The sequence below is a fragment of the Streptomyces sp. NPDC079167 genome, assembly GCF_040686735.1.
Taxonomy (GTDB): Bacteria; Actinomycetota; Actinomycetes; order Streptomycetales; family Streptomycetaceae; genus Streptomyces.
This window is the reverse complement of sequence record NZ_JBFBLO010000009.1, coordinates 17,014-43,318: the sequence shown is the minus strand read 5'-3', so window position 1 is coordinate 43,318 and position 26,305 is coordinate 17,014. Positions and strand designations below refer to the sequence as shown.

Annotated in this window: 23 protein-coding genes; 9 read left to right on the top strand and 14 right to left on the bottom strand. The window is 71.6% G+C overall.

Annotation, left to right across the window (positions count from 1 at the left end):
* Positions 1-10 precede the first annotated feature (10 nt).
* The 5 genes from AB0P41_RS19930 to AB0P41_RS19910 all read right to left on the bottom strand — a co-directional run bounded on the left by AB0P41_RS19930 (position 11) and on the right by AB0P41_RS19910 (position 4,710).
* Positions 11-1,591: an ABC transporter substrate-binding protein gene (locus AB0P41_RS19930; RefSeq protein WP_365933217.1), complete on the bottom strand. Its 1,581-nt coding sequence runs from the start codon at positions 1,589-1,591 to the stop codon at positions 11-13.
* Between the two features lie 116 nt (positions 1,592-1,707).
* The gene (locus AB0P41_RS19925) at positions 1,708-2,463 is read right to left on the bottom strand and encodes an SDR family oxidoreductase (RefSeq protein WP_356717139.1); all 756 of its coding nucleotides are present in this window, start codon (positions 2,461-2,463) and stop codon (positions 1,708-1,710) included.
* Between the two features lie 22 nt (positions 2,464-2,485).
* On the bottom strand, positions 2,486-3,247 hold the full coding sequence (fabG, locus tag AB0P41_RS19920; protein WP_014157515.1) for a 3-oxoacyl-ACP reductase FabG: 762 nt from the start codon (positions 3,245-3,247) through the stop codon (positions 2,486-2,488).
* Between the two features lie 201 nt (positions 3,248-3,448).
* On the bottom strand, positions 3,449-3,832 hold the full coding sequence (locus AB0P41_RS19915) for a DUF3037 domain-containing protein (protein WP_356717137.1): 384 nt from the start codon (positions 3,830-3,832) through the stop codon (positions 3,449-3,451).
* Positions 3,829-4,710 (bottom strand): HipA family kinase, encoded by an 882-nt coding sequence (locus AB0P41_RS19910; RefSeq protein ID WP_365933496.1) that lies wholly within the window; start codon positions 4,708-4,710, stop codon positions 3,829-3,831. The genes AB0P41_RS19915 and AB0P41_RS19910 overlap by 4 nt, the downstream gene beginning before the upstream one ends.
* Before the next feature lie 283 nt (positions 4,711-4,993).
* On the opposite strand from AB0P41_RS19910, the gene AB0P41_RS19905 reads away from it, so the two are divergent.
* Positions 4,994-5,338, top strand: a complete 345-nt coding sequence (locus AB0P41_RS19905; protein WP_365933215.1) for a hypothetical protein — start codon at positions 4,994-4,996, stop codon at positions 5,336-5,338.
* Between the two features lie 590 nt (positions 5,339-5,928).
* Positions 5,929-8,571 (top strand): FxSxx-COOH system tetratricopeptide repeat protein, encoded by a 2,643-nt coding sequence (fxsT, locus tag AB0P41_RS19900; protein WP_365933213.1) that lies wholly within the window; start codon positions 5,929-5,931, stop codon positions 8,569-8,571.
* Here fxsT and AB0P41_RS19895 read toward each other — a convergent pair.
* Positions 8,551-11,364 carry an AAA family ATPase gene (locus tag AB0P41_RS19895; RefSeq protein WP_365933211.1) on the bottom strand — a complete coding sequence of 938 codons (2,814 nt, stop codon included), beginning with the start codon at positions 11,362-11,364 and terminating at the stop codon, positions 8,551-8,553. The two genes, fxsT and AB0P41_RS19895, sit on opposite strands and share 21 nt — an antisense overlap.
* A gap of 194 nt (positions 11,365-11,558) precedes the next feature.
* Here AB0P41_RS19895 and AB0P41_RS19890 point away from each other — a divergent pair, with 194 nt between their 5' ends.
* Both AB0P41_RS19890 and AB0P41_RS19885 read left to right on the top strand, forming a co-directional pair.
* Complete coding sequence (locus AB0P41_RS19890) at positions 11,559-12,473, top strand: MBL fold metallo-hydrolase (protein WP_365933209.1); 915 nt, start codon at positions 11,559-11,561, stop codon at positions 12,471-12,473.
* Between the two features lie 21 nt (positions 12,474-12,494).
* Positions 12,495-13,985, top strand: coding sequence for a carboxylesterase family protein (locus tag AB0P41_RS19885; protein WP_365933207.1), 1,491 nt, complete (start codon positions 12,495-12,497; stop codon positions 13,983-13,985).
* A gap of 115 nt (positions 13,986-14,100) precedes the next feature.
* Here AB0P41_RS19885 and AB0P41_RS19880 read toward each other — a convergent pair whose 3' ends face one another.
* The gene (locus tag AB0P41_RS19880; RefSeq protein ID WP_365933205.1) at positions 14,101-15,150 is read right to left on the bottom strand and encodes a zinc-binding dehydrogenase; all 1,050 of its coding nucleotides are present in this window, start codon (positions 15,148-15,150) and stop codon (positions 14,101-14,103) included.
* Between the two features lie 74 nt (positions 15,151-15,224).
* Here AB0P41_RS19880 and AB0P41_RS19875 point away from each other — a divergent pair, with 74 nt between their 5' ends.
* Complete coding sequence (locus AB0P41_RS19875; protein WP_365933203.1) at positions 15,225-15,800, top strand: TetR/AcrR family transcriptional regulator; 576 nt, start codon at positions 15,225-15,227, stop codon at positions 15,798-15,800.
* 175 nt (positions 15,801-15,975) lie between these two features.
* Positions 15,976-16,428: a Rieske (2Fe-2S) protein gene (locus tag AB0P41_RS19870; RefSeq protein WP_356716627.1), complete on the top strand. Its 453-nt coding sequence runs from the start codon at positions 15,976-15,978 to the stop codon at positions 16,426-16,428.
* A gap of 116 nt (positions 16,429-16,544) precedes the next feature.
* Here AB0P41_RS19870 and AB0P41_RS19865 read toward each other — a convergent pair whose 3' ends face one another.
* Both AB0P41_RS19865 and AB0P41_RS19860 read right to left on the bottom strand, forming a co-directional pair.
* A complete protein-coding gene (locus tag AB0P41_RS19865) occupies positions 16,545-17,486 on the bottom strand; it encodes a LysR family transcriptional regulator (protein ID WP_365933201.1) in 942 nt (313 codons plus the stop codon).
* A gap of 524 nt (positions 17,487-18,010) precedes the next feature.
* A complete protein-coding gene (locus AB0P41_RS19860) occupies positions 18,011-19,342 on the bottom strand; it encodes an aminotransferase class I/II-fold pyridoxal phosphate-dependent enzyme (protein WP_365933199.1) in 1,332 nt (443 codons plus the stop codon).
* Positions 19,343-19,377: 35 nt separating this feature from the next.
* Here AB0P41_RS19860 and AB0P41_RS19855 point away from each other — a divergent pair, with 35 nt between their 5' ends.
* Positions 19,378-20,106, top strand: coding sequence for a pyridoxamine 5'-phosphate oxidase family protein (locus AB0P41_RS19855; protein WP_356716633.1), 729 nt, complete (start codon positions 19,378-19,380; stop codon positions 20,104-20,106).
* A gap of 9 nt (positions 20,107-20,115) precedes the next feature.
* Here AB0P41_RS19855 and AB0P41_RS19850 read toward each other — a convergent pair whose 3' ends face one another.
* From AB0P41_RS19850 to AB0P41_RS19835, 4 genes are all read right to left on the bottom strand, one after another.
* Complete coding sequence (locus AB0P41_RS19850) at positions 20,116-21,072, bottom strand: EamA family transporter (RefSeq protein WP_365933197.1); 957 nt, start codon at positions 21,070-21,072, stop codon at positions 20,116-20,118.
* Positions 21,073-21,228: 156 nt separating this feature from the next.
* Complete coding sequence (locus AB0P41_RS19845; protein ID WP_356716636.1) at positions 21,229-22,248, bottom strand: EamA family transporter; 1,020 nt, start codon at positions 22,246-22,248, stop codon at positions 21,229-21,231.
* Between the two features lie 67 nt (positions 22,249-22,315).
* On the bottom strand, positions 22,316-22,864 hold the full coding sequence (locus tag AB0P41_RS19840; protein ID WP_365933195.1) for a Clp protease N-terminal domain-containing protein: 549 nt from the start codon (positions 22,862-22,864) through the stop codon (positions 22,316-22,318).
* A 211-nt stretch (positions 22,865-23,075) separates the two neighbouring features.
* Positions 23,076-23,696: a PadR family transcriptional regulator gene (locus AB0P41_RS19835; RefSeq protein WP_356716639.1), complete on the bottom strand. Its 621-nt coding sequence runs from the start codon at positions 23,694-23,696 to the stop codon at positions 23,076-23,078.
* Positions 23,697-23,842: 146 nt separating this feature from the next.
* Here AB0P41_RS19835 and AB0P41_RS19830 point away from each other — a divergent pair, with 146 nt between their 5' ends.
* Together AB0P41_RS19830 and AB0P41_RS19825 are read left to right on the top strand one after the other, a co-directional pair.
* Positions 23,843-24,502 carry a class I SAM-dependent methyltransferase gene (locus AB0P41_RS19830; protein WP_356716641.1) on the top strand — a complete coding sequence of 220 codons (660 nt, stop codon included), beginning with the start codon at positions 23,843-23,845 and terminating at the stop codon, positions 24,500-24,502.
* Between the two features lie 98 nt (positions 24,503-24,600).
* Positions 24,601-25,422, top strand: coding sequence for a PhzF family phenazine biosynthesis protein (locus AB0P41_RS19825; protein ID WP_365933193.1), 822 nt, complete (start codon positions 24,601-24,603; stop codon positions 25,420-25,422).
* A 22-nt stretch (positions 25,423-25,444) separates the two neighbouring features.
* On the opposite strand, the gene AB0P41_RS19820 is transcribed toward AB0P41_RS19825, so the two are convergent.
* A complete protein-coding gene (locus AB0P41_RS19820; RefSeq protein WP_365933191.1) occupies positions 25,445-26,224 on the bottom strand; it encodes a type II CAAX endopeptidase family protein in 780 nt (259 codons plus the stop codon).
* Positions 26,225-26,305: the final 81 nt, after the last annotated feature.

The window sequence follows — 26,305 nt, the reverse complement described above, 5'->3', positions numbered from 1 at the left end:
CGTCACCCTCCTACCAGCTGGCCTTGCGGTACAGCTCCCACATCTGCATGACGGTCTGCGGGTCGAGCGCCCGCTCGCCACCGCCGATGTCCTCACCCGCGGCCACGTAGAGCTTGCCCTGCCACAGCGGCAGCAGCCGTACATCCTTCACGAGGATTTCCTGGGCCCGCTTGAACTGGTCGGAGACCGCGCCCCGGTCGCTCTCCTTACGGGAGGACGGCAGCAGCTCCCGGGTGATCTCGTTCGACAGATACGGGGTGCCGGTGACGCTGTCCTCGCCGACGAAGGGAGCCACGAAGTTGTCCGGGTCCGGGAAGTCGGGGAACCAGCCACGGCCGAAGACCGGATAGTCGCCCTTGGTGAAGCCCTCCTGGAAGGTCTTCCACGGCGCGCTCTTCAGCGTGATCCGGAACAGGCCGGACGCCTCGAGCTGGCGCTTGAGCTCGGCGAATTCGGGAGCGGTGGAGGAACCGTAGCGGTCCGTGGTGTACCAGAAGGTCATCTCGACCGGCTCGGTGATACCCGCCTCGGAGAGTATCGCCCTGGCCTCGGCGACGTCCGGGTCGCCGAAGGAGTCGAAGAAGCTGGTGGCGTGGCCGGCGATGCCCTTCGGAACCATGGAGTAGAGCGGTTCGGCGGTGCCCCGGTAGACCTTGGCGACGAGGGCGTCGCGGTCCACGACCTGGGCGATGGCCCGCCGGACCGGGAGCTTCCCCGCCGCCGGGTCCTCGGGATTGAAGACGAGGAAGCGGATGTCGGCACCGACCGACTCCACGATCTGCAGGCCGTCGTTGTCCTTCTTGTTGTCCTCGAGACCGATGACCTCCTCGGCGGTGAGGCCGCGGTAGGTGGCGTCGATCTCCTTGCTCTTCAGCGCCTTCACCATGGGGGTGGAGTCCTTGAAGTAGCGGATCGTGACCGCTTCGTTCTTCCGGTCGGCGAACCCCTTGTAGCTGGGGTTCTTGGTCAGCTCGGCCTGCTTGCCCGGCTCGTACGAATCCATGACGTACGGCCCCGAACCCGTGACCTTGCCGTCGTCGCGGATGCGGTCCTCGGGATAGTCACCGGGGGCGACGATCGACATGGCCGGGGTGGCCAGGATGAACGGGAAGGTCGCGTCCGCCCTGCTGAGGTGGAAGACGACCGTGTCGTCCCCCTTGGTCTCGACCCGGTCGAGGGAGCCGAGAAGACCGGCCGGGCCGCCCTTGACCTTGATCTTGGTGATCCGGTCGATGGAGTACTTCACGGCCTCGGCGTCGATCTTCTCGCCGTTGGAGAATTTCAGGCCCGACCGCAGGGTGCACCGATAGGCCATGCTCGTGGCGTCGGTGAACCGGCACTCCTCCGCCGCGTCGGGCTCGGGGCTGGTGCTGCCGGTCGGGAAGCTGACCAAGGTCTGGAAGACGTTCCTCATCAGCTCCCATGAGCCGTCCCACGCCGCCGCGGGATCAAGGGTCGAGGGCGAGCTCGTCGTTCCGACCGATATCCGCTGGTCCGTCTCCGAACTGCCGTCGGACAGCAGACCGCAGCCGGCCAGTACAGAAAGGGAAGCAAGGGCTGCAGCGGCCTGCAGACTGGCCCGGTAGAACACGTGCACGCTCCTCGATCAGCCTTGGGGTCGGCAGACCATACCGCAGCGCCCCACCGGATCAATCCCCTGGCCCGGCGGGGCACTTGAGTCAATCAGGCCAAACCGGCGCAGGCTTCTCAGGCCACACCCGCGTTGAGGAAAATACCTCCGTCGACCACGAGAGTCTGCCCGGTGACCCACGCGGACTGCTCGGACGTGAGGAACGCAGCCGCCCCTCCGATGTCCTCCGGGACACCGAGCCGGCCCAGCGGGTAGGCCGCCGCGGCCTCGGCCTCCCGGCCCTCGTACAGCGCCTCGGCGAACTTGGTCTTCACCACGGCGGGGGCGATCGCGTTGACCCGCACGACCGGTGCGAACTCGTGCGCCAGCTGGAGGGTCAGGTTGACCATGGCTGCCTTGCTCATGCCGTAGGCGCCGATGAACGGGGACGCGGAGACACCGGCGACGGAGGCGATGTTGACGATCGCCCCGCCGTTGTCCCGCTGCCACGCCTTCCAGGTCTGCTGGGCGAACCCGAGCGCCGAGATCACATTGGTCTCGTAGACCTTGCGCGCGACGTTGAGATCGAGCTCGGCCATGGGGCCGAAGACGGGGTTCGTACCGGCGTTGTTGACCAGGTAGTCGACCCGGCCGAACGCCTCCATTGCACGCTCGACGGCCGCGGCCTGGTGCGCCTCGTCGTGCGCCTTGCCCGCGATGCCGACAGCCCGGTCGGCGCCGAGCTTCTCCACGGCCTCCTTCAGGGCGTCCTCGCCACGGCCCGTGATGACGACCCGGTCCCCCCGGGCGACGAGAGCTTCCGCGATGCCGTAGCCGATGCCCCGGCTCGCGCCCGTGATGAGCGCGACCTTGCCACTGTCCTGCACAGTCATGGTGTCCGTTGCCCTTCCGGGGTCAGTTGAGCGGTCCGCCGGCGACGTACATGACCTGCCCGGACACGAAGCCCGCGTCATCGCCGGTGAAGAAGGCGATCGCGTTGGCGATGTCCTCGGGGTGCCCCACGCGCTGCACCGGGATCTGCGTCGCGGCGGCGGCCTGGAACTCCTCGAAGCCCATGCCGACCCGCGCGGCCGTCTGGGCGGTCATCTCGGTGACGATGAAGCCGGGGGCCACGGCGTTGGCCGTCACGCCGAACTTGCCGAGCTCCTTGGCGAGCGTCTTGGTGAAGCCCTGGAGACCGGCCTTGACCGCGGAGTAGTTGGCCTGACCCCGGTTGCCCAGCGCCGAGGAGGAGGAGAGGGAGACGATACGGCCGAACTTGGCCTCCACCATGTGCGACTGGACGGCCTTGGCCATCAGGAACGCACCCTTGAGGTGGACGTTCATCACGAGGTCCCAGTCGGACTCGCTCATCTTGAAGAGCAGGTTGTCGCGGAGCACGCCCGCGTTGTTGACGAGGATCGTCGGCGCGCCCAGCTCGGCGGCGACGCGCGCGACGGCGGCCTCCACCTGCGCGCTGTCCGACACGTCGCAGCCGACGGCGAGGGCCTTGCCCCCGGCGGCGGTGATCTTCTCGACCGTGTCCTTGCACGCCGCCTCGTCGAGGTCGAGTACGGCGACGGCGCGGCCCTCGGCCGCCAGGCGTACGGCGGTGGCGGCGCCGATGCCCCGTGCCGCTCCCGTCACGATGGCGACGCGCTGCTCGGTGGTGGACATGCTTGGTTCTCCTCGCCCTTGGATCGCGGCTCAGCGGACGTCAGGAAGTTCCCGATAACTGAGCAACCGCTTAGTACCTTCAGCAGACGAGACGCTAGAAGCCCCGGCACCCGGTGTCAACGGCACACGGGGGCCCGGGCGCATGTCACACCGGACGGTGGCGCCGCCCCGGGGCTCCCGGGCGGCGCCACCCTCCCCGGATCAGCGCACCAGCAGGTCGAGCAGCCGCTCGACCTCGGCGGCCGGGTCCGTGGTCAGGCCGCTGTGCACGACGCCCGGCTGGACGACCGTGGAGCGGGGCGCGATCAGCCAGCGGAAGCGCCGCCCCGGATCGTCACCGGCCGCCTGGCCCGCGGCGTCACCGCCGCCGCACACCCCCTCGACCGCCCGCAGGGCGGCCTGTACACCGAGTACGTCGGCACTCGGATCCAGCGCCCTGAGCTTGCGCTCGTCCAGGTGCGTCCGCGCGGCGACGAACGACTTGGCGCGGCAGTACACCAGCACACCCGCGTTGAAGCACTCACCGCGCTCCACGCGCGGCACGACACGCAGGACCGCGTACTCGAAGACATCGCGCTCGCTCATCGGCCGCCGTCCTTGCTGTTCCCGGCACCCGCCTGCGCGTCCCGGTCCTTCTTCGTGAGATTCGGCCGGGGGGCCAGGCGCTCGGTGAGCCATCCGGGGGCCTGGCTGGGCCGGGTCTTGGTGGGCCCCTCCATGACGACGCGCTCATGGATGCTTCCGGCACGTGCGAGCAGCGGCTCCACGTACGCCCGGCGCAGTTGGTCCGTGGTCTCGAAGCCGGGCTCACCCGCCAGCCACTCGTCCGGCACCTCGGCGGCGACCTCGGTGAGGAGTTCCTCCGTGACCAGCGGGGCGAGCTCGGCGGCCGCGGCGGCGATGTCCGGGCCGAACGGCGCGAGGACATGGTCCGAGGCGTTGTACGGCTTGGCCGCGGACGCCTGCGCGCCCGGCCAGTTGTGGTGCCAGATCATGGTGGCCCCGTGGTCGATCAGCCACGGCTCCCCGTGCCAGACGAGCATGTTGGGATTCCGCCACGACCGGTCCACGTTGTTGATCAGCGCGTCGAACCAGACGACCTTCCCGGCCTCGGCCGCGCCCACCTCGTACGCGAGCGGGTCGAATCCGAGCGAGCCAGGAAGGAAGTCCATTCCGAGGTTCAGCCCGGCGCTGGCCTTGAGCAGCTCCTGCACCTCCTGGTCCGGCTCGGCGAGACCGATGACGGGGTCGAGCTGGATGGTCACCAGCTCCGGCACCCGCAGCCCCAGCCGCCGGCCGAGTTCCCCGCAGATGACCTCCGCGACCAGGGTCTTGCGGCCCTGTCCCGCCCCGGTGAACTTCATGACGTACGTGCCCAGGTCGTCGGCCTCGACGATCCCGGGGAGCGATCCGCCTTCACGCAGGGGCGTGACATAGCGAGTCGCTACGACTTCTTCCAGCACTTCCCAGGCCACCCATCTTTTCAGCCTTTACGATCCGGGGAGTCCCGGCCGGCACGTCGGTCTCCCCGCTCCCCCAGCACACCGTCGATGGTGCCGCGCCCCTTGCCACCAGCTTCCGGCAGGAAGTGAGCATAGTAACCGAGGGTGATCGCCGACGAGGAGTGCGGCCTCGACCCCGCCCCCTCGTGACGCCGGAACCCGCGGCGCGGAAACGAAGACGGCTGCCGGCGTACGAGTCCGGCAAGTACGCCCGCCCGGCCCGGGGCTGAGCGACGATACGGGGATGACGACTAAACGCGTGGTGTTGGTTGTGACGTGCGTGGTGGTGGCCGCCCTGGGTTGGGTGTTCGCCATCACCCAGTGGGAGACGGCAAGCCGTATCGCGACGGTGGTCTCCGCTCTCGCGGGCATGGCGGCGGTGGGCATCGGGATCTGGGCGGCACTGCCCGGTCCGGACCGGGCCGGCGTCGTCGTGCGTGACACCGGTGCGGCCCAGGCAGAAGGCGCGGGCCGAGCGGTCACCGGATATCACGGGAGCGGACCGGCAGGCTCCGTCACCGTGGAGCGGACCGGCGATGCCGGGACCACGGGAGGCGGCGACGCCATCAGCGGGTACAGCGAGAAGTAGTCCATGGCATAGGTGTGCGGAGGCCGGATCCCCGGAAGAGATTTCGCGGACGGCCCTCGTCGCACCGGATCAGGTGTCAGCCTGTCAGCGGGAGGCGAGAACGGGCTGTGGGCCGGAAGTGGCGAATCGAGGTCGTGGCGTTCACAGCGGCAGGGACCGCCTCTTCACCGCTGGTCCGGGTGCCACATGGACGAACGTGACGGGGAGTGTGTCCTGCGATGAAGTGGAGGAAGCGCCGGCGGAGCGCCGCCGGCCTGGGGGCCGCCGGCGAGGAGTCGGCGCCGACGGTGAACGTCACCGACTCCGGAGATGCTGCCGCCCGAGGCGCTGGAACGGCAGTGACCGGTTACATCGGTGCGGCCCCAGCCGGAGGTAACCCGCCCGGGGGCGGGGTGCGCATATCCGGTACCGGGGATGCCAGGGCATTCAGCGGGGGAATCGCCAACAGCGGGTACATCGGTCGGCTGACGGTCACCCAGCACCACGCGGCTCCGGCGACGCCGGCTTCCTGGCCCCATCAAGTAGGGGTCATACCGCCACGAGCCCAGTCCTTCCAGCAGCGGGCGGAGGGGGAGCTCCTCCGGGCTGCGGTGGCTGGAGGAGGGACGGCGGTCCTGAATCAGGTCCTGTCGGGGACCGGCGGTGTCGGCAAGACCCAGCTGGCCGCCGAATTCGCCCGCAACGCCTGGAAGCACCACCGGGTGGATGTTCTGGTGTGGATCTCCGCCGGCAGCCGGTCCGCCGTCACGAGCGGCTACGCCCAAGCAGCGACGGAGGTCCTGGGGAGGGATTTCGCGGACCCGGAACAGGCCGCGGATGCGTTCTTGGCCTGGTTGGAACCCAAGGCGGGGAAGCAGGGATGCCGGTGGTTGATCGTCCTGGACGATCTCGCCGATCCCGCGGACCTTCGCGGCCTCTGGCCGCCGCTGAGTCCGTCAGGCTGTGCGTTGATCACCACCCGCCGTCGCGACGCCGCCCTCGGCGGAGATACCCGACGCCTGGTGCCGGTGGGGTTGTTCACTCCCGAGGAAGCGTCCTCCTACCTCCTCCGCGTTCTCACGGCCCACGACCGGCAGGAGGCCGAGGCGGAGCTCGCTGAACTGGCTGCGGACCTCGGCCATCTTCCACTGGCCCTCTCGCAGGCAGCGGCCTACCTCGTCGACGCGGACCTCGACTGCGCCGCCTACCGCGCGCTCCTGGCGGAGCGGGCCACCAGACTCACCGACATGGTGCCCGAGCCTGCCGCCCTGCCCGACGACCAGATGGCCACCGTCGCCGCGGCGTGGTCGTTGTCGATCGAACGCGCCGATACCCTGCGTCCTGCCGGCCTGGCCCGGCCGATGCTCGAGATGGCCGCGATGCTCGACGCCAACGGCATACCCGGCTCCGTCATCACCGCGAGCCCGGCACTGGCATATCTCACTGCACGCCGATCCGTGGAATTCGGCCCGGGGCCCGATCGGACGCACCGTCGCAGTGAGGACGTCTCCGCCGCTCAGGCCACCGACGCGTTGCGTGTTCTGCACCGCCTGAACCTGATCGACCACTCCCCCGCGACTCCACACCTGGCGGTGCGCGTTCACCGCCTGCTGCAGCACGCTGTGCGGGACACCTTCGAGGAAGGCCGGACGCATCAGCTCGCCCACGCCGTAGCGGGAGCGCTGAGTGAGGTCTGGCCGGAGCTGGAAGGTGCCACCCCCCTCGCGGGGGCCCTGCGTGCGAACGCCGTCGCTCTGGAGCGATGTGCGGGTGAGGAGTTGTGGCGGCCGGAGGCCCACCCGCTCCTCTTCCGGCTGGGTGCCGGCCTCGGCGAGTGCGGTCAGGTGGCTGCCGCAGTCACCTTCCACGGCCACCTGGTCGACACCGCTCAGCGCGTCTTGGGGCCCCTGCATCGCAGTACGCTCCTCGCCCGGCACAACCTCGCCCACTGGCGAGGTCAGGCAGGAGATGTGGCGGGCGCCGCACAGGCGTACGCGCGCTTGCTGCCCGACCAGGCAGGCGTGCTCGGCCCCGACCACCCCGACACCCTCAGCAACCGCAACCAGCATGCCGACCTCTTGGGGGCGAGTGGAGATGTGGAGGGCGCCATCGCCGCCTGCACCGAACTGCTGGCTGATCGAGAGCGGGCCCTGGGCCCTGACCATCCCGACACACTGGTCTCTGCGCACAATCTGGCGCATTGGCGCGGCGCGGCAGGAGATGTAGCCGGAGCGACCGAGTCGTACGTCGAACTGCTGCACCGGGTGGAGCGGGTGTTGGGTGCTGACCACCCCAGCACCTTGTTGACCCGCTCCACCCTCGCGCACTGGTGGGGAGAGGCAGGGGATACGGACAGGGCGGCCGGCGCGTACGCCCAGATGCTGCCCGACTACGAGCGGGTACTCGGTCCTGACCACCCCAGCACTTTGATGACGCGCTCCGCCCTTGCACAGTGGCGGGGAGAGTCGGGGGACGCGGACGGAGCAGCGAGGGCGTATGCCGACATGCTGCCCGACTACGAGCGGGTACTGGGTCCTGACCACCCCAGCACCCTGGCAGTCAGAGGCGGCCTGGCTCGATGGACGGGGAATGCCGGGCAGAAGGAAGACGCAGTCGACGAGTACGCCGAACTATTGGCTGACCATGTCCGCATTCTGGGGCAGGACCATCCCCAGACTCTGATCATTCAGCAGCAGCTCGCTCACTGGCGGGGAAAGGCAGGAGATACAGCGGGGGCGATTGCCGCATTCACCTCGTTGCTGCCGGAACAGATACGGGTGCTGGGTCCGGACCACCCGGAAGTCGTGGTGACCCGGAACAACCTTGCCCATGCGCAAGGTGAGGCCGGGGACGCGGCCGGCGCCGCTGTCACCTACGCCGAGCTGGCCCGGCAAGCCGAGCGGATCATGGGCCCTCGGCATCCCCACACGCTGGGGGCGCGCCACAACTTGGCCCACTGGAGAGGCATGGCGGGGGACGCGGCCGGCGCCGTGACCGCGTACGCCGGACTGCTGGAGCAGACACTGGCGGTCCTGGGGCCCGACCATCCCCAGACTCTCGCGACCCGGTACAGCTTCGCCCGCTGGCGCGGTGAGGCAGGAGATGTGACGGGCGCGGTCGAGGCGTTCGCCGGGCTGCTGCCCCATCGGGAGCGGATACTGGGCCCCGACCACCCGGAGACGATCCGCACCCGTACCAGCCTCGACCGGTGGAGGATGCGAAGGGGACAGCCCTCAGAGCCGCGGGACGGGTGATCTGCCGCCTGTCGCCAGGGCGTCCTCGACGAGGTCGCGCAGCTGGGAGCGGGCGGTGATGCCCAGTTTGGGGAAGCTGCGGTAGAGGTGCGAACCGACCGTGCGGGGGGAGAGGAAGAGCTTCTCGCCGATCTCGCGGTTGGTGAGCCCCCGTGCGGCGAGACGGATGATCTGCTGCTGTTGCGGAGAGAGTTCGGCGAGCACGTCGGGGGCCGTGTCCGTGACTTCGAGGCCGGCTGCCCTCGATTCGGCCCGGGCACGCTCGACCCAGGGATGCGCGCCCAGGCGCCGGAAGATGTCCAGGGCTTCGGTGAGCGGCTCACGCGACTCCGCGATGCGCCGGCGACGCCGCAGCCACTCGGCGAGTTCGAGCAGGGCCTGGGCACGTTCGAAGGGCCAGTGTTCGAGGACCGGGTCGGCCAGGGCGGCCCGGAAGTGCGGCTCGGCGTCCTCGGGGTCCGCCAGCAGGCCACGGGCCCGGCTGAACAGCGCACGCAGGCGCGGTGAGGCGTTGTCCGCGAGCGCGTGTGCGGAACGCTCGACGATGGCGGCGGCCTCCTCGCGCCTGCCGCTGCGTACGGCGGCGGCGGCCAGCTCCGCGACAGCCGGACAGGAGGCGTGGTAGTGCACGGGGTCGCCGTCTGCCGTGAAGATCATGCGGAGTTGGTCGTAGGCCCTCTCGTACCCGCCTTCCGCGGCTGCCGCGGCACCGAGCGCACGACGGGCATAGACGTGGACCGAGCGGCTTTCCAGCGGGTCCGTCAGGGTGAGCGCCTCTTCGGCCCGCGCCCGGGCCGAAGAGACATGCCCCTGGTAGGCCAGCACGGTGGCATCCACAGCGGCCGCGCAGGCCACGGCGTGGTCGAGGCCGGTCACCCGGCCGACCGCGGTGGTGCGGGCGCAGGCCTCACGGGCCTGGTCCCACCTTCCTCGTTCCACGTAGGCCCAGGCGACCGCGCCGCCGAGCCCTTCCGGCAACGGTCCCCGCAGCTCCCAGCGGTCGAAGGCCTCGTCGAAGGCTCGGACGGCCTGCGGAAGCTCGTCCAGGAGCCAAGCCATGATCCCGACGGTGGTGAGCTGCTCCGGCCGGGCTTCCGCGTCGGCGGCCAGCTGTGGGAGGAGGGAGACGAGTCGGTCACGGCCGTCGAAGGGGTCCGTCACGGCCCTCACCCAGGTGCGCGGGCCTGCGGGCGACGCGTCCTCGGGAAGGCGCTCCAGGATCTCCTGGATGCGGTGGCGCTGGGTGTCCTCTCCGGAGTAGAAGCGGACCACAGCGGCGCCGGCCAGGAGGTCGAGCGCCGCGGCGGGCCGCGAGACCGTCAAATCACCGGCGGCGTGCACAAGTCGGGAGAAGACCGTGGTGTGGCGCACGGTCAGGATCGCCAGCCGTCCCGTCTGCACCGCGGCGGAAGCAAGCAGCGACGCGTCATCCGTGCGGGCGCGTGCCGCGGCGGCCAGTTCCTCGACCCAGGCGAGGTCACCGGTGAACACGGCAGCTGAAGCGGCTTCGACCATCAGCCGGGCGCTGTCCTCGCGCCCCGGCGCGAGTTCCGCGGCACGTTGCAGGGCCTTGGCCGCTGCCGCGTGGCCGCCGCGCCTGCGGGCCCGGGCGGCGGTCCGCTCCAGCTCCGCCGACACGGCCTCGTCCGGGCCCGGGCAGGCGGCGGCCAGATGCCAGGCACGCCGGTCCGGTTCGTCCCGCAGCATCTCGGCGAGCGCGAGGTGAGCCTCGCGCCGGGCACCCGAGGACGCGGCGTGATACACGGCGGAGCGGACCAGCGGATGGCGGAACCGGACGTCTCGGCCGGTCCGCCGGGCCAGTACGGCCTGCTCGGCGGGCAGCCAGACCTCGTCCTCGGCTTCCGGAAGCCCGGCTGAGACGGCGATCGCGGTGTCGACGCTGTCCATGGCGGCCAGGAGGAGCAGGGCCCGCGTCGTGGCGGCGGGGAGGCCGTCCAGGCGGGCGGCGAAAATCCGCTCCAGGCGATCGGCGAGCGGGAGCGGGCCGGCGGACGGCATCCTCGTGGCCGCGTCGTGAGCGCCGGCTGCCCTCGCCAGTTCCACCAGTGCCAGTGGGTTGCCGCCGGCCTGGTCGATGATCCGCGACCTGGTGCGGCCGGAGGGCCTCTTCGGCTGCAGGTCGAGGAGCCGGCCGGCGGCAGCGTCGTCGAGCGGTTCCAAGGTGAGCGTCGGCACGTGACGGTCGAATCCCGGGAGGTGATCGCCGCCACGGACCGCGATCAGCATCGTGACCGGCTCCCCCGCCAACCGTCGGGCGACGAAGGACAGCACGTCCAGGGAAGCACGGTCGAACCACCGGGTGTCGTCCAGCACCACGAGCACCGGACGATGGTCGCCCAGGTCCGACAGCAGACTCAGGACGGCGACCCCGAGCAGCATGGGATCGGGCGCACCGGGATGCCCGGGCGTGGACGGCACCGCGCCGAAGGCGTCCTGGATCGCAGCGCGCTGCCTCTCCGGCAGCGCGTTCACCGCGGCCTGCACGGGCCGCAGCAACTGGTGGAGGGCGGAGAACGCAAGGCTCGACTCCGACTCGCTGCCCTCGGCCCGCAGTATGCGCGCACCGCCGGCTTCGGCCCGGCGCACCGCACGGTCCAGCAGCGCGCTCTTTCCCGTGCCCATGTCGCCGGCCAGCAGGACCACCGGGTTCGCCGACGCCGGGTCCACCGCGTGAAACAGGCGTGCCAGCTCCGCCTCCCGTCCGACGAACGGCTCACCCGGATCCGGCTCCGGTTCCATGACCGCACCGCGGCCGCCATCGTGCTCGTCCACGGACTCTCCAGGAACTGTGGCTCTCCGAACGGGAGCCGCCTTGCCTTGCTCCGTCCAGGCTACAAGCGGCCGGGCCCACTGCCCGCGGCACGGGCAGGTGCAGCCAGGTGCAGGTGCAGTCACGTTACGGATACCGCCCGGCCGAGTCTGCTCGTACCTTTCCAGGAAAGCCCCCGAACTCGCAGGGAAGCCCCATGGAACAGATCACGCTGGGCAACGTCACCATCACCCGTGTATGGGAATACTTCGGCTCCGTCGAAATGACGCCCGAGGCATTCTTCCCGGAAAGCCCGAAGGAAGTGTGGAACGGCGGCGACTCATGGCTGACCCCCCATTTTCTGGATCCTGATACCAATACCGTGAATTCCGCGATCCAGACCTGGCTGCTGCGCAGCGAGGGCAGGACCATCCTCGTCGACACCGGCGTGGGCAACCACAAGGACCGCCCGTACTCCCCGGTCTGGAACCGCCTCGAAACAGGCTTCCTGGCCAATCTCGCCCGGGCCGGCGTCGAGCCCGAAGACGTGGACATCGTGATCAACACACACCTTCACGTCGATCACGTCGGCTGGAACACCTACCTGGACGGCCGGCAGTGGGTACCCACTTTTCCCAACGCCACTTATCTGATGCCGAAGGACGACTTCGACTTCTGGAATCCCGAGAACGGCCACAAGCCGCTGCTCGGCCGAGGCAACCAGAACGTCTTCGAAGACAGCGTGGCCCCGGTGCACCGGGCCGGCCGGACGCTGCTGTGGGAGAACAGCCACCGGATCGACGCCGGCCTGCGCCTGGACGCGGCTCCCGGACACACCCCCGGCTCCTCCGTACTGACCCTCACCTCCGGGACGGACCGCGCGGTGTTCGTCGGCGACATGCTGCACAGCCCCGTACAGATCCTCGAACCGGACGCCAACAGCTGCTTCTGCGAGGACCCCGCGGGCGCCCGCGCCACCCGTCGCAAGGTGCTGGGCTGGGCGGCCGACAACACGGCACTGGTGATCCCCGCGCACCTGGGCGGCCACGGCGCCGTCGAAGTGGTGCGTGAGGGAAGCTCATTCGCCATCAAGGGCTGGGCTCCCTTCGCCCCGTACACCGAGCAGGGCTGAGGCCCTCAGAAAGGCATGATCGTGAATCACCACCCCGAGCCCGTCGTGGCCACGGCGCTGGGAGCCGTCCGCGGCCTGCGCGAGGACGGCATCCTCACCTTCCTCGGCATCCCCTATGCCGCACCTCCCCGCGGCGCCGGCCGGTTCGCTCCGCCCCAGCCGCACGAGCCGTGGGACGGCGTGCGGGACGCCACCGTACCGGGCCCCAACGCTCCTCAGTCCGAGCGCGAACTCGGCAGCGTGGACATGTCCCCGTACTTCGGCACCGGTTGGAGCCGTGGGGATGACTACCTCACCGTCAACGTCTGGACGCCCGCCGCCGCCGACGGCGGCCTGCCCGTCATGGTGTTCGTGCACGGCGGCGGATTCGTCGCCGGTTCGACGCGGTCCGCGATGTACGACGGCTCCGCCTTCGCCCGCGACGGCGTCGTCCTCGTCACCCTCAACTACCGGCTCGGTATCGCCGGGTTCCTCGACATCCCCGGCGCGCCCGCCAACCGCGGCCTGCTGGACGTCGTAGCCGTGCTGCGCTGGGTGCGGGCGAACATCGCCGCTTTCGGCGGTGACCCGGACAACGTCACCCTCTTCGGCCAGTCGGCCGGGGCCACCATCGTGGGTGGCGTCCTGGCCGCCCCCGAGGCCGCGGGCCTCTTCCGCCGGGCGATCGTCCAGAGCGGCAGCGGTCTGGGGGCGTTCACCACCGAGCAGGCCGCGCGCGTCACCAGCGCGGCGGCCGAGGCCCTGGGGGTCCGGCCCCAGGCCGACGCCTTCGCGGAGGTCTCCGACGAGCGCCTGGTGGAGGCCGCCTCCCGGCTCTCGGGCATCGACCTGCGGACCGACACGCACCACGACCCGCTGATCGGACTCAGCCCCTTCAGCCTTGTCCTCGACACACAGCCCGCCGCATCCGTCGCTGCCGGCCTGAGCGCCGATGTCGACCTGCTCATAGGGACCAACACCGAGGAGGGCAACCTCTACCTGGTCCCGGTGGACAAGTACGCCACCTCGACCGCCGGGGACGTCGAGGACACGGCGGCGCGCTCGCACCCGAATCCGGAGCCGCTCGTCGAGACCTACCGCAAGGCCCGCCCCGAGGCGTCCTTCGGGGAGCTGCGCTCGGCCATCATGGGCGACGCCCTGTTCGGCGCGGGCAGCTGGGCCCTGGCCGGCGCTCATGCCGCGCATCCCGGTTCCGCCACCTTCGTCTACGAGTTCGCATGGCGGTCCCACGCCCTCGACGGGCAGCTCGGCGCCACCCACGCCATGGAGCTGCCCTTCGTCTTCGACCTCGCGCACCTCCCCCGGCTGCACGGCCCGGCCGCCCTGCTCGGCCCCGACGGTCCCCCCGCGGAAGTCGTCGCCCGTACGCACGAGTCCTGGGTCCGGTTCGCCAGGACCGGCAACCCCGGCTGGGACCCGTACGACAACGAGCGCAGGGCCGGCATGCGCATCGACACCGAGTGGACCCAGGTGGAGGACCCGCGCAGCCAGGAACGACAGGCGTGGAGCTGACCCTCGCAGGCACGGGCCCGGCCCTTCACCGGCCTGAGGCACACGAACCTGCCGGGCCCCTGTGCCGGCAGCGCGGCGCCTGCCGGCGCTGGTGACCGGGGCCGGCAGCCGGCGGTCAGGGGCGCATGACGATCTTTCCCACGTGTTCCCTGCGGGCGAGCTCCTCCTGCGCCCGAGCGGCCTGCTCCAGCGGGAACGTCGCGGCGACCACGGGCTGGATACCGGCCTGTCGGGCGAGTTCCATGAGGAGGCCGAAGTGCCTGGGCGTGTGCATCGCGGAGCCGATCAACTGCGTGTTGTGCAGGTAGAGGCGGCGCACGTCGAAGGCCACCTCGAACCCGCCGAGCGCGCCGGCGACGACCCATCGGCCGCCCTCGCGCAACAGCGGCAGGCACTCGGTCACCAGGTCTCCGGCGACCACGTCGAGTGCGACGTCGATGCCCTCCGGGGCGGCGCGGCGGACCTGCCCCGCGACGTCGTGCGCGCGGTCGACGACGTCGTGCGCGCCCGCCTCGCGTACCGCGTCGATCTTGGATCCGCTGCTGATGGCGAGCACCCGCGCGCCGCGTGCCCGGGCGATCTGGATCAGCGCCAGGCCGACACCGCCGGACGCCCCGGAGACAAGGACGGTCTCCCCCTCCAGCAGCCGGCCCCGCTCGATCATGCCCAGCGCCGTGCCGTAGGCCGTCGGCAGCGTAGCGAGCTGTTCGTCGGTGAGCGGGGAATCCGTCACGTCGTGCACCTGGGCCGCCGGCGCGGTCACGTACTCGGCATAACCGCCGTCACGTTCGCTCCCCATCAGGCCCACCGGGTTCGCGTCCGGCCCTTCGGTGTCGTAGACCGCCGGATCGACGACCACGCGGCGCCCGACCAGGCTCCCCTCCACGTCGGCGCCGACCGCCACGACCCGGCCGGCCACGTCGGCGCCCTGGATGCGCGGGAAGGCGATCGGGCCCCGCCAGCCCGACAACGCCTTCGGGTCTCCCGGCCTGCCGTAGGCGCCCTCCCTGGTCCACAGATCGGTGTTGTTCAGCGCTACGGCGCTCACCCGGACCAGCACCTCTCCCGCCTGCGGGGAAGGCACGGCCACCTCCGTCGGCTCGAGAACCTCCGGCCCTCCGTGCCGCGCGATCCGCACCGCGCGCATGGTCTCCGACACACCCATTGCTCGAACCTCCTCATCGGTATACTGATCTGTATACCCATCTCACGGTACACCGATCAGTGAAGAGGCGCCCGATGCCGGAAACACAGCCCATGACACCGGCCGGCCGCCGCATCGTGGAGGCTGCCGAGGAGCTGTTCTACAACCGCGGGATCACGGCGGTCGGCGTCGATCTGATCGCCGAGCACTCGGGCGTGACCAAGCGGACCCTCTACAACCGGTTCGGCTCGAAGGACCACCTCGTGGCGGCCTACCTAGCGGAGCGGGACCGGCGCTGGCGGTCACTCGTCCGCGCCGCCGTCGACGCCTGCGACCGGCCCGTGGAGGCCGTCACCGCGCCCTTCGCCGCGCTGCGGACCTGGAGCGGGACCAACTCCCGCGGATGTGCGTTCATCAACGCGCTGGCCGAGCTCCCCGACCCTTCGCATCCCGCGCACCGCATCGCCGCGGACCAGAAGCTCTGGCTGCTGGACCTGTTCGGCGAGCTGGCCACCGCGGCGGGCTGCCCGGACCCCGCCGGTCTCGCCACCCAGCTCCTCGTGATCCACGAGGGCGCCCTCGCCACGCAGCCGCTCCCGCTCGACACCCTTTCGGCAAGCATCGACCTGGCGCGAGCCCTGGTCCGGGCCGGCACGCCGGCCAGCCCGTAGGGCTGGAGGCCGAGAGCCCCGCGCGACGGCCGACGCCATGGACCTGCGCATGCTCCTCGTCGCTCCCGTGCGGAAGAATCGGCCCCGTGACTGAACGAGCGGCCGCGAGGACAGGTATCCACACCTGACGCCATCCTCACCCGGCGTCTCGTACTCCGACGAAGGGAAAGCCGGCATGAGCGCATCACAGGAGAGCCAGGCCCATGTGGGGCGTCGCACCGTCGTCGCGGTCGGGGCGACGGGACTGGCCGTCGCTCTCACCGCGTGCGGCGGCGGATCCAAGGACTCCGGCGGCCCGGACACGGCCGAACCGGCCGGGAAGAAGGACGGCGCGAACGGCGGCGCGCCTCTCGCCCGGACAGCCGACATCCCGGAGGGAGGAGGCGTCGTCCTCGCCGACCAGGGCGTGGTGGTGACACAGCCGAAGGCCGGGGAGTTCAAGGCGTTCTCGTCGAAGTGCACCCATCAGGGCTGCGCGGTGAAGGGGATCGCCGACGGCGTCATCACCTGCCCGTGCCACAACAGTACGTTCGACGCGGCGACCGGCGAGGTCACGGGCGGCCCGGCGACGATGCCACTGCCGGAGAAAGAGATCCGGGTGGAGGGCGGCTCCATCACGCTGGCGTGAGGGGCCGCACCTGCTGTTGCCCGGCACCGCGGCCGTCGGAATCACGATGACCGCCGCGGAACGGGACGCCCGGCTCCTGGCAGCGGTACATATCACTGTCTGTCAGACCCTGCACGTCACAAAGGTGTTCCGGCCGTCACGGGCCCCCGGGAATCGGCGGGCAGAGCCCGGCCGGCCGCACGCAACGCCTCCACCGCGGCCCTGATCGACGGCCTGCGGTCGGCGTCCGCGCGCCACACCGCGTGAACATGACGCCGCATCGGCTGTCGCACGGGCACCAGACTCACCCCGCCGGGCACCGGCCCCCTGCCCAGCCGGGGCGCCACACATACACCGAATCCGGCCGCGACCAGGGCGAGCTGGGTGTGGTGTTCGCCTGCGAGGTGCGCGATGCGGGGCTCGATGCCCTTGGACCGGAGGGTGAACATCAGCCAGTCGTAACAGAATTCACCCTCCGGCCAGGAGACCCAGTCGTCCTCGGCGAAGTCCTCGATGTCCACCTCCCGTCGGCCGGCGAGCGCATGACCTGCGGGCATGGCGATGTCCGGCGCGTCGTCGAGGAGCTCCGCCTTGACCAGGCCCGCGGGCACCGGCAGGCGCTTGTTGCTCCAGTCGAGCACCACCGCGAGGTCGGCATCCCCCCGCAGCACCGCGCGGATCCCGCTCTCCGGTTCCAGCTCCGCCGTACGCAGCCTGAGCTCGGGGTGGCCCGCACGGAGGGAGGTGAGAGCGGCGGGGAACAGCCCGCGGGCCGCCGTCGGGAACGCCGCGAGCCGTACCTCGCCCACCACCTGGCCCCGCTGCGCCTCGATGTCGGACCGGGCCACCTCCACCTGCGAGAGAATCTTCGCCGCGTGGTCCGCCAGCAGCCGGCCGGCGTCGGTGAGGCGGACCCCCCGGCCGTTCTTGGCCAGGAGCTGCTGCCCGACCTCGCGTTCCAGCTTGGACATCTGCTGGGAGACGGCCGAGGTGGTGACGTGAAGACCGTCGGCCGCTCCGCTCACCGAGCCGTGCCGGGCCAGGGCATCCAGCGTCCGCAGGCGCTCCAGATTCAACATGTAAGCAATGCTACGTCAAGCACCAGGCAATGGATCACTTGTTCTACGTGGTGGTGCCCGCCCTCACCGACTTCTTCAGCGGCCGTTAGTGCTCCAGCAGGAGGGCGATCCCCCTCGCCGTCGGAGGCCCGTCGGTTACGGGCCCGCCCGCGCGCCTGCGGGCGTGCCGTGCACCGCCCGTACGCGCGCTTGTGCAGTCAGCCCCGGTCGGCGAGCTCGGTCACCTTCGCCCGCAAAGGCTCCAGCTCGCCGCTCGCCGACCGCCCTGACCTGCACGGGACCGTCCGCCTCCGCACGATCGTCAGGAGCCTGCGGCAGTCGCCGAACAGCTCGCCCTCGTCGCCGCGCCGCCGCGGTGCGGGATGAGCAGGACTGCCCGCCCGGCCACCTCCGCCGATGCCGGAGCGACGACCCGGCGTCGGCCCGGGTCTGCTCGGCCAGACGTTTCAACACCCACTCCGCGGGGACCAGTTCGCCCCGCGGCCCTCACCCGGAGCCGGGCGCCCGGCTCACGCGTCAGGCGCTCAGCCGTGACTGACCGGGCGGGCGGGCGGTACCGCTGCCGCCACCGCCTCGGCCAGCGGACCGATGTCGGCGACGGACAGTGAGGAGACGGTCAGGCGCACCCCCTGCGGCGAGGCCATCCGGAACCGGGCCCCCGGAGCCACGGCCCAGCCGGCGTGCAGCATCCGGGCCACCGCGCCGGTCTCGTCGCTCACGGGCACCCAGACGTTCATGCCGGTCCGCCCGGTCGCCGCGACGCCCCGCTCCCCCAGGGCCCGCACGAGCGCGTCCCTGCGCTGCCCGTAGGAGCGGGCGACCACCGCCGCGTCGACGGCCCCGGTCGCCCACAGGTGCGCCACGGCCCGCTGCAGCAGCCCGCTGACCCAGCCCGGCCCCAGTCGCTGACGCCCCGTCACCCGGTCGACGGTGAGCCCGTCACCGGTGAGCACGGCGAGCCGCAGGTCGGGTCCGTACGCCTTGGAGACCGACCGCACGAAGGCCCAGCGCTCCGTGACGCCGGCGAGGGGGTGCACCGGCAGGTCGACGATGGCGTGGCCGTGGTCGTCCTCGATCAGGAGCACGCCGGGGTGCTCCGAGAGGACCGACCGCAGCTCGGCGGCCCTCCGGGCGCCCACCGCCGCGCCGGTCGGATTCTGCGCCCGGTCGGTGACCACCAGGGCCCTGGCACCGGCCCGCAGGGCACGCTCCACCTCGCCGGGGAGAGGGCCGTCGTCGTCCAGGGCGACCGGGACGACGCGCATCCCGAGCGCCGGGACGAGATCGAGCAGCGCACCCCACCCCGGGTCCTCGACGGCAACCGCGTCACCGGGCCTGAGGTGCGCGGCGAGCACGCGCTCGATCGCGTCGAGGGACCCGGAGGTGACCGCCACCGGCCCGGCGGGAACACCGTCGGCGTCCAGCCCCGCCCGCGCGAGGTCCCCGAGGCGGGGGACCACCGCCGCGTCCCCGTAGAGACCGGGCTCGCGCGCGTACGCCTCCGCCGCGGCGGCCAGCGCCTCCCCGAGGCCAGGCAGCAGGGCGGGGTCGGGGTTGCCGTCGCCCAGGTCACGGACGCCCGGAGGGGCCTCCACCCGGAGTGATCCACGCGCCGTGCTCGCGGGCCGCGGCCGCACCCGGCTGCCCCGGCGCCCCGCGGTCTCGATCACTCCGCGCTCGCGAAGGTTCCGGTAGGCCGCGGCCACCGTGTTCGGGTTTACCCCCAGCAGGGTGGCCAACTCCCGCAGGGGCGGCAGGACATGACCGGGCGCCAGATCACCCGACGCAACGCCTCGCTCCACGCTCGCGGCAATGTCGGATGCACGCCGCCCACTGATCCGATACTCTCCTAGCACAAACGAGAGTATGCACTAGTGCAATGGAGTACGCAATGCCGGACACCGCCACGCCCGACAGCACCGGCCTCCCCGGAGCCGACGCCTACGAGCGGACCGGGCGCACGGTCCCGAGCCGGTCCAGGGAGCGCGCCTCGTACGACCACGAGACGGTCCACTCGATACTCGACACGGCCTACCTCTGCCACCTCGGCTTCATCCGCGACGGCGCGCCCGTCGTCCTCCCGACCCTGTTCGCCCGGGTCGGGAAGCGGCTGTACGTACACGGCTCGACCGGATCCCGCCCGCTGCGCGCCACGGGCGCGGCGGATCCGGGCCTCGCCGTGTGTCTGACCGTGACGCACGTGGACGGCCTGGTGCTGGCCCGTTCGGCCTTCCATCACTCGATGAACTACCGCTCCGTGGTGGTCCACGGCATCGCCCGCACGGTGACCGACCCGGAGGAGCGGCGCATCGCACTCGACGCCATCGTCGACCAGGTCGTGCCGGGCAGGTCGAGGGACTCCCGGCCCGCCGACGCGAAGGAACTCGCCGCGACCGCGGTGATCCGCCTGGACCTCGACGAGGTCTCCGCCAAGTCCCGTACGGGCGGGCCGAACGACGACCCCGAGGATCTCTCGCTGCCGTACTGGGCGGGCGTGGTCCCCCTGGACCACGGATACGCGGCGCCGGTACCGTCCGGCGACCTGGACCCGTCGGTCCAGGTGCCGGACTACCTCACCGCTCTCCGGCCTCCGGAGCAGCGGCCCGCCACCCGCCGGTGACCTCGCCGGTCAGGCCGCCACGGCGGCCCGCCGGCGGGCGGCGGCAGCACCACGCGTCTCGGAGAAGGCCAGTCCGGCCACGGCGGCGAGCAGGAGCAGAGTGCCGATGACCGTGGCCGTGGTGAGCCGCTCCCGCAGCACGGTCACCGCGATGACGGCGGCGCTCACCGGTTCGAGAAGCATGATCACGGACACGGTCGCCGAGCGGACCACCGCGGCGCCCGCGAAGTAGAGCGCGTAGGCGAGTGCGGTCGGCACCGCCGCCACGTAGACGAGCAGCCACAGGACCTGCCCCGTCTCGACGGTGTGCGGCACCAGGCCTTCGGCCGCCGCCATGGGCAGCAGGCCCACTGCGCCGATGCCGAAGGCCCACGCGCTGGTGGAGAGGGAGTCGCCCGCCGCACCGTCCCGGCCGAGCCACCGGGTCAGCAGCGTGATCGCCGCGTACCCGGCGGCGGACAGCACGGCCAGCAGCAGACCGACGGGCCGCACTTCGGCCGGCTCGCCGCCGAGCACCAGCACGGCGAGGCCGATGAGCGCGCCCGCCACGGCGGCGAGCCCGCCCCCGCCCAGCCGCTCCCCCATGGTCAGCCGCGCGCCCACCGCGATGAGGACCGGGCCCGCGCCCAGCGTGACGACGGTTCCGACCGCGAGTCCGGTCGCCTCGACCGCCGCGAAGTACGCGCTCTGGAACACGGTCAGACCGATGCCGGTCCCCAGGATGCGGAGCAGCCGCCGACGGTGCGGCTCGGTGGGGGTACGCGGCCGGCGGGGGCGCAGTGCGAGCACCCCGCCCAGCAGGGCGAGTCCGCCGGCGCAGCGCCAGAACGACAGGGCGAGCGGTCCGAGATCGCTGATCCGGAAGAGGAGCGAGGCGGCCGCGCCCGCCGTACCCCAGGCGAGACCGGCGACGACGAGATAGATGAGGCTCCGCCCGACGGGCAGGCCGGGTGCGGGGTGGGACACGTGACTCTCCAGAAGAAGGGGGTGGTGGTCGCTCGGCTCCGCGCGCGGGCAGCGACGAACCGCTCGGGGCGTACCCGAGCCCGGTCTTCGTCCGGAGTGGCCGCCTCGCGCTAGGCGGCAGGAGGCGGAAGTACGGTCAGCAGCATGATCGGCACCTTACGGCGAGGCGGGAGGCCGGGACAACTCGCTTCCGGCACCGGCCGGCTCGCGGCCCGCCTGCGCCCCCGGCCCCGATGCCACCGGTCCTGACGGCGGCTTGGGCGCGGACGACTGCGCGATGAGGGCACCGAGCAGTACCACTCCGCCGCCCACGAGCTGGGGCGCGGAGAGGTGCTCCCCCAGCAGCACCCAGGCGAGCACGGTCGCGATGACCGCCTCCAGGCAGGCGACGACGCCGGCGACCTGGGGTGACAGCAGTCGTACCGACACGACACCGGTGACGTAGGCAAGCACGGTCGCGAGGAGCACGATCCATCCGAGGAGCAGCCAGGCCGGCACCTCGTGCCCGTCCATGTCCGCCGTCCCTCCGAGCACCGTCCAGTCCATGGCCCACGGACCCGCGACCACGGTGAGCACGGCCGCGCCCGCCAGCAGTCCGTACGCGATCACTCCCACGGGGTGCGGAGGTTCGGCGTCCGCCGTGTCCCCGTAGCCGGCGCCCTGGTCCGACAGGACGAAATAGCCCACCTGGCAGCACGCCGCGCCGAGGGCGAGCAGCAGCCCGACCGCGTCGAAGCTCAGGCCGGCCCACACCTCGACGACACAGGCGAGCCCGCCGACCGCGAGCACCACACCGGCGGCTGCGGCGCGGGTGACGGGCCGCCGCTGCACGAAACGCACCCAGCAGAGGACGAGGGCGGGCGCCAGATACTCGATGAGGAGGGCGACGCCGACCGGGATGCGTGAGATCGAGGCGAAGTAGAAGGCCTGCACCCCGGCCACTGCGAACAGCCCGAAACCGGCCAGGAGTACGGGCCGCTCCCGCACCAGCTTCCGGTGCCGCCAGGCGACCGGCAGCATGACGAGGGCGGCGCCGGTCACCCGCAACCACACCACGTGCAGCGGGTCGAGCCCCGCCTCGATCAGCGGCTTGGCCGCAACCCCCGAACCACCGAATGCGAAGGCCGAGGCAAGGGCGAGGCCCAGACCCGCGCTTCTCCCCTGAGTCGCGTGCATCGGCACATCATGGCAGCAGGCGTCAGCAGCGTCACCCCCGTCACACCTGTCCACCGCGTGTTCATGATCACCCCCGCGGATCCTCCACGGCCGTACGGTCCGCCGCGCGGGCGCGCAGTGGCTCGACCGCGACCCCGGCCCGCTCCAGCACCTCGACCGCACGGCACCGCGGGTCCGCGACGAGGGCCGCCAGCAGATCGAGCCCGTCGGCGTGGATCTCCCCGCGCAGCAGCGCGCTCCCGAGAGCCCGGTCCATGGCTGCCTCCGCCGAGGGCGACCACCCTTCGCCCGCGGGTTCCCGTATGGCCGGGAACGCACCCGAATCCTCCTGCGTCCCCTGCCAGCGCAGGCCGTACCCGATGCTGCGCTGTACGAGGTACCCGAGCACCCTGGCCGGCTGCGGCCCGCCGTCGAAGGCCTGCCGGACCTCGGGATCGGACTCGATCAGGGAGTGCAGGAGGTGAGCCGTGTCGACGTGCCGGTCGCCGTCGCGCACCGCGCGCCGGCGCGCCCCCGTCACCACGGCGGCCATCGCGGCGCTCAGCGCGGCTCCGGCCCACGGGTGGTTCGGTGTCACAGTCACTTGTTCGGGGATCCCTGATGTCCGGTTCTGCACATCTCCACCCCATCAGTCCCGGGGAGCGAAAACATCCCCGGCGCGGCCCATCCGGCATCCGGCGGAAGGCGGGGACCGCCGCGGGTTCCTCATCCCTGGGGATGAGATCGCACCATCACAGACAGCGAGGCAGCGGGGGCGCCGGTCCGTACGGAGGACGAGAGAAGGGCCCCACGAGGGGGCCCTTCTCCGCTTGCGCGTACCGCACGGCTCAGTTCTCGTCGGCGAGGATCAGGTACAGCTTCTTACGGGCGTCGTTGATCACCGTGAGGGCCTTCTGCCGCTGGTCGGCCGAGCCGGTCTTCCAGACCTGGCCGAACGCCTCCATCAGGCCGAAGCCGGCCTGCCGGATCTCGTTGACGCCCTCCCAGTCGACACCGCGCCCCGCCTCTTCCCAGGGGGCCTCGGGGCCGGACTGCGCCTCGTCGCGGCCGAGGTCGGTGAGGGTGAAGAGCTTCTTGCCGCCCTCGCTGGCGCTGACGATCAGTCCCTCGTCCTCCAGCAGCTGGAGGGTCGGGTAGACCGAGCCGGGGCTGGGCTTCCAGGCCCCTCCACTGCGCTCGCCGATCTCCTGGATCATCTCGTAGCCGTGCATCGAGCGGTCCTTGAGCAGAGCGAGGATGGAGGCGCGTACGTCACCGCGCCTGGCCCTTCCCCGGCCGCCTCCACGGCCGCGTCCGCCGCCGAACGGCCCGCCCCCGAAGGGTCCGCCGCCGAAGGGCGGCCCGAACGGGCCGAAGGCCGCGCGGCCTTCGGAGTCTCCCCAGCCGGCGCCTCGGCGCCCGGGGCCGTAACCGTGGTTGTTTCCGTGGTCGTGTCCATGTGAACGCATGACTGCGCTCCTCTCCGTGTCGGTGCTGCCGCGACTCTTCATTGAACGGTCGCGATGCCTCAACGATATATCGGAAGCTATCGCCTGACAAGCATCTCGACGGGCGGTGCCGTTCCATGCGCCCCGGACCGCCTAAGGTCGCCCGCATGACTGAGCCCTCCTACCTCGCCGCGGTCCGGGACTCGTACGACACCGTCGCCGCCGACTACGCGGCGCGCGTCAAAGCCCCCGCGGAGCTCGATCCCCTCTCACGCGGGATGCTCGCCACGTTCGCCGAGGTCGTCCGGACGGCCGGGCTCGGGCCGGTCGCGGACCTGGGGTGCGGGCCCGGCAAGGTCACGGCGCACCTGGCCGGACTCGGGCTGTCCGCCTTCGGCGTCGACGTGTCCCCGAAGATGGTCGAGCTGGCCCGGCGGGCCCATCCGGGTCTGCGCTTCACGGTCGGCTCGATGACCGCGCCACCGATCGGGGACGGCGAGCTAGGCGGGATCCTGGCCTACTACTCGACCCACCACACGCCGCCGGAGGTGCTGCCCGTCGTGTTCGCCGAATTCCGGCGCACGCTCGCGCCCGGCGGACATCTGATGCTGGCCGGCCACGTGGGAAACGGCGAGCTCCTGCGTCCGACGCAGGCGTACGGAGGCCATCCGGTCTCCTTCGAGTCCCATCTGGTGGAACCGGAAAAGATCGTCGCCCTGCTGGAACAGGCCGGCCTCGTCGTCACCGCGCGCCTGCTGGAGGAGCCCGGCGAAGGGTCGAAGCGGGCGGCCGGCACGTTCTTCGCCCGGAAACCCGAAGGGCCCTGAGCGGGTTGCGGGCGCCGCGCCCGGCCTCCGTCGCCCGGGGCCGCGCATCCGCAATTGGCCTTGGACCGCGCGGAACGGCCCCGCCTACGGTCGGCTTCATGAAGATCCGCATCGTCGACGCGTTCACCGACCGCCCCTTCACCGGCAACCCCGCCGGAGTCGTGATCCTGGACTCCGGCCCCTACCCCGAGGCGGACCGCCTCCAGCGCATCGCGTCCGAGGTCAATCTCCCGGAGACGGCCTTCGCCCATCCCCTGCCGCCGGGCGGCGAGGCGGACTGGGCGCTGCGCTGGTTCACCCCGACCACCGAGGTCGATCTCTGCGGGCACGCCACCCTCGCCACCGCCCATGTCCTGCACACGACCGGAGTCGCGAGCGGCACGGTGCGCCACGCCACGCGTTCCGGAGTCCTGCGCACGACCGCCCATGAGGACGGCAGCCTGACGCTGGACTTCCCAACAGCTCCGCTCACCCCCGCGACGGCACCGCCCGGGCTCGTGGAAGCACTCGGCGCCTCACCCCTCTCCCTCCACGACACGGGGAAGCACGTCGACGACTTCCTGGTGGAACTCGCCGACGAGGCGGCCGTACGGGCCCTGAAGCCCGACTTCTCCGCACTCGCCTCCTGCTCCCGGCGGGGCGTCATCGCCACGGCGGCGGCCGAGGATCCCGCCGGGCCGTACGACTTCGTCTCGCGCGCCTTCTTCCCCCGGGTCGGCATCGACGAGGATCCCGTGACCGGCAGCGCCCACACCGCCCTGGCGCCCTTCTGGTCGGCGAGGCTCGGCCGTGACGACCTCATCGGCCTCCAGGCCTCCGCCCGCTCCGGCCTGGTCCGCACCTCGCTGCGCGGCGAACGCACCCTGCTGACGGGCAGCGCGGTCACGGTGATCGACGGAGAACTGCTCGCCGGGCTCTGAAAAAGGGGTGAGCGGGCCGCGCTCACGGAGTGGGCAGCCAGCCCACCTTCCCGGCGAGCAGCGCGTATCCGACGAACGCCCCGATGTCGAGCAGGGCGTGCGCGACGACCAGCGGCCCGACCCGTCCCCAGCGCCTGTACAGCAGCACGAAGACGACGCCCATGGCCATGTTCCCGATGAATCCGCCGATCCCCTGGTACAGGTGGTACGAGCCACGCAGCACGGAGCTCGCCACCAGTGCGGCCATGGGCGTCCACCCCAACTGCCCGAGCCGGCGCAGGAGATAGCCCACGACGATGACTTCCTCCACGAGGGAGTTCTGCACCGCGGAGAGGATCAGTACGGGGAACTTCCACCAGACGTCGGGCAGGGACTCCGGAACGACCGTCAGGTTGAATCCCGCGGCCCGCGCCACCAGGTAGAACGCCAGCCCCACGCTGCCGATCCCCGCCGCGACGAGGGTGCCCCTGCCCAGGTCGGGCCAGGGCCTGGTGCGGTCGAGACCGAGGGTCCGCAGTCCGGCCCGCTCCCGGAGCAGCAGGTGGGCCACCAGCGCGACCGGCACCAGGGCGGAGGCGATACCGAACAGCTGCCAGGCGAGGTCCAGCCAGGGCCGCCCGGGGGCGTACGAGCCATTGAGCGTCGCCGCCTGGTCCTTGAGGCCCCCGGGTTTCGTCAGCGATCCGATGAAGCTGATCAGGGCGGAAACCCCGCTGGCCCCGAGCGAGAGAGCCAGCACGAGGAGGGTCTCCGACCGGAGGATCCGCCGGGACACCCCCTCGTGAGGAATGGATTCAGCCACGCGCCCCGCCTCCACCTGTACACCTGCCGTCAGCTATGCGTCGTCATAGCTTGCCCGACGGGCCTGGGCGGCGGGACACCG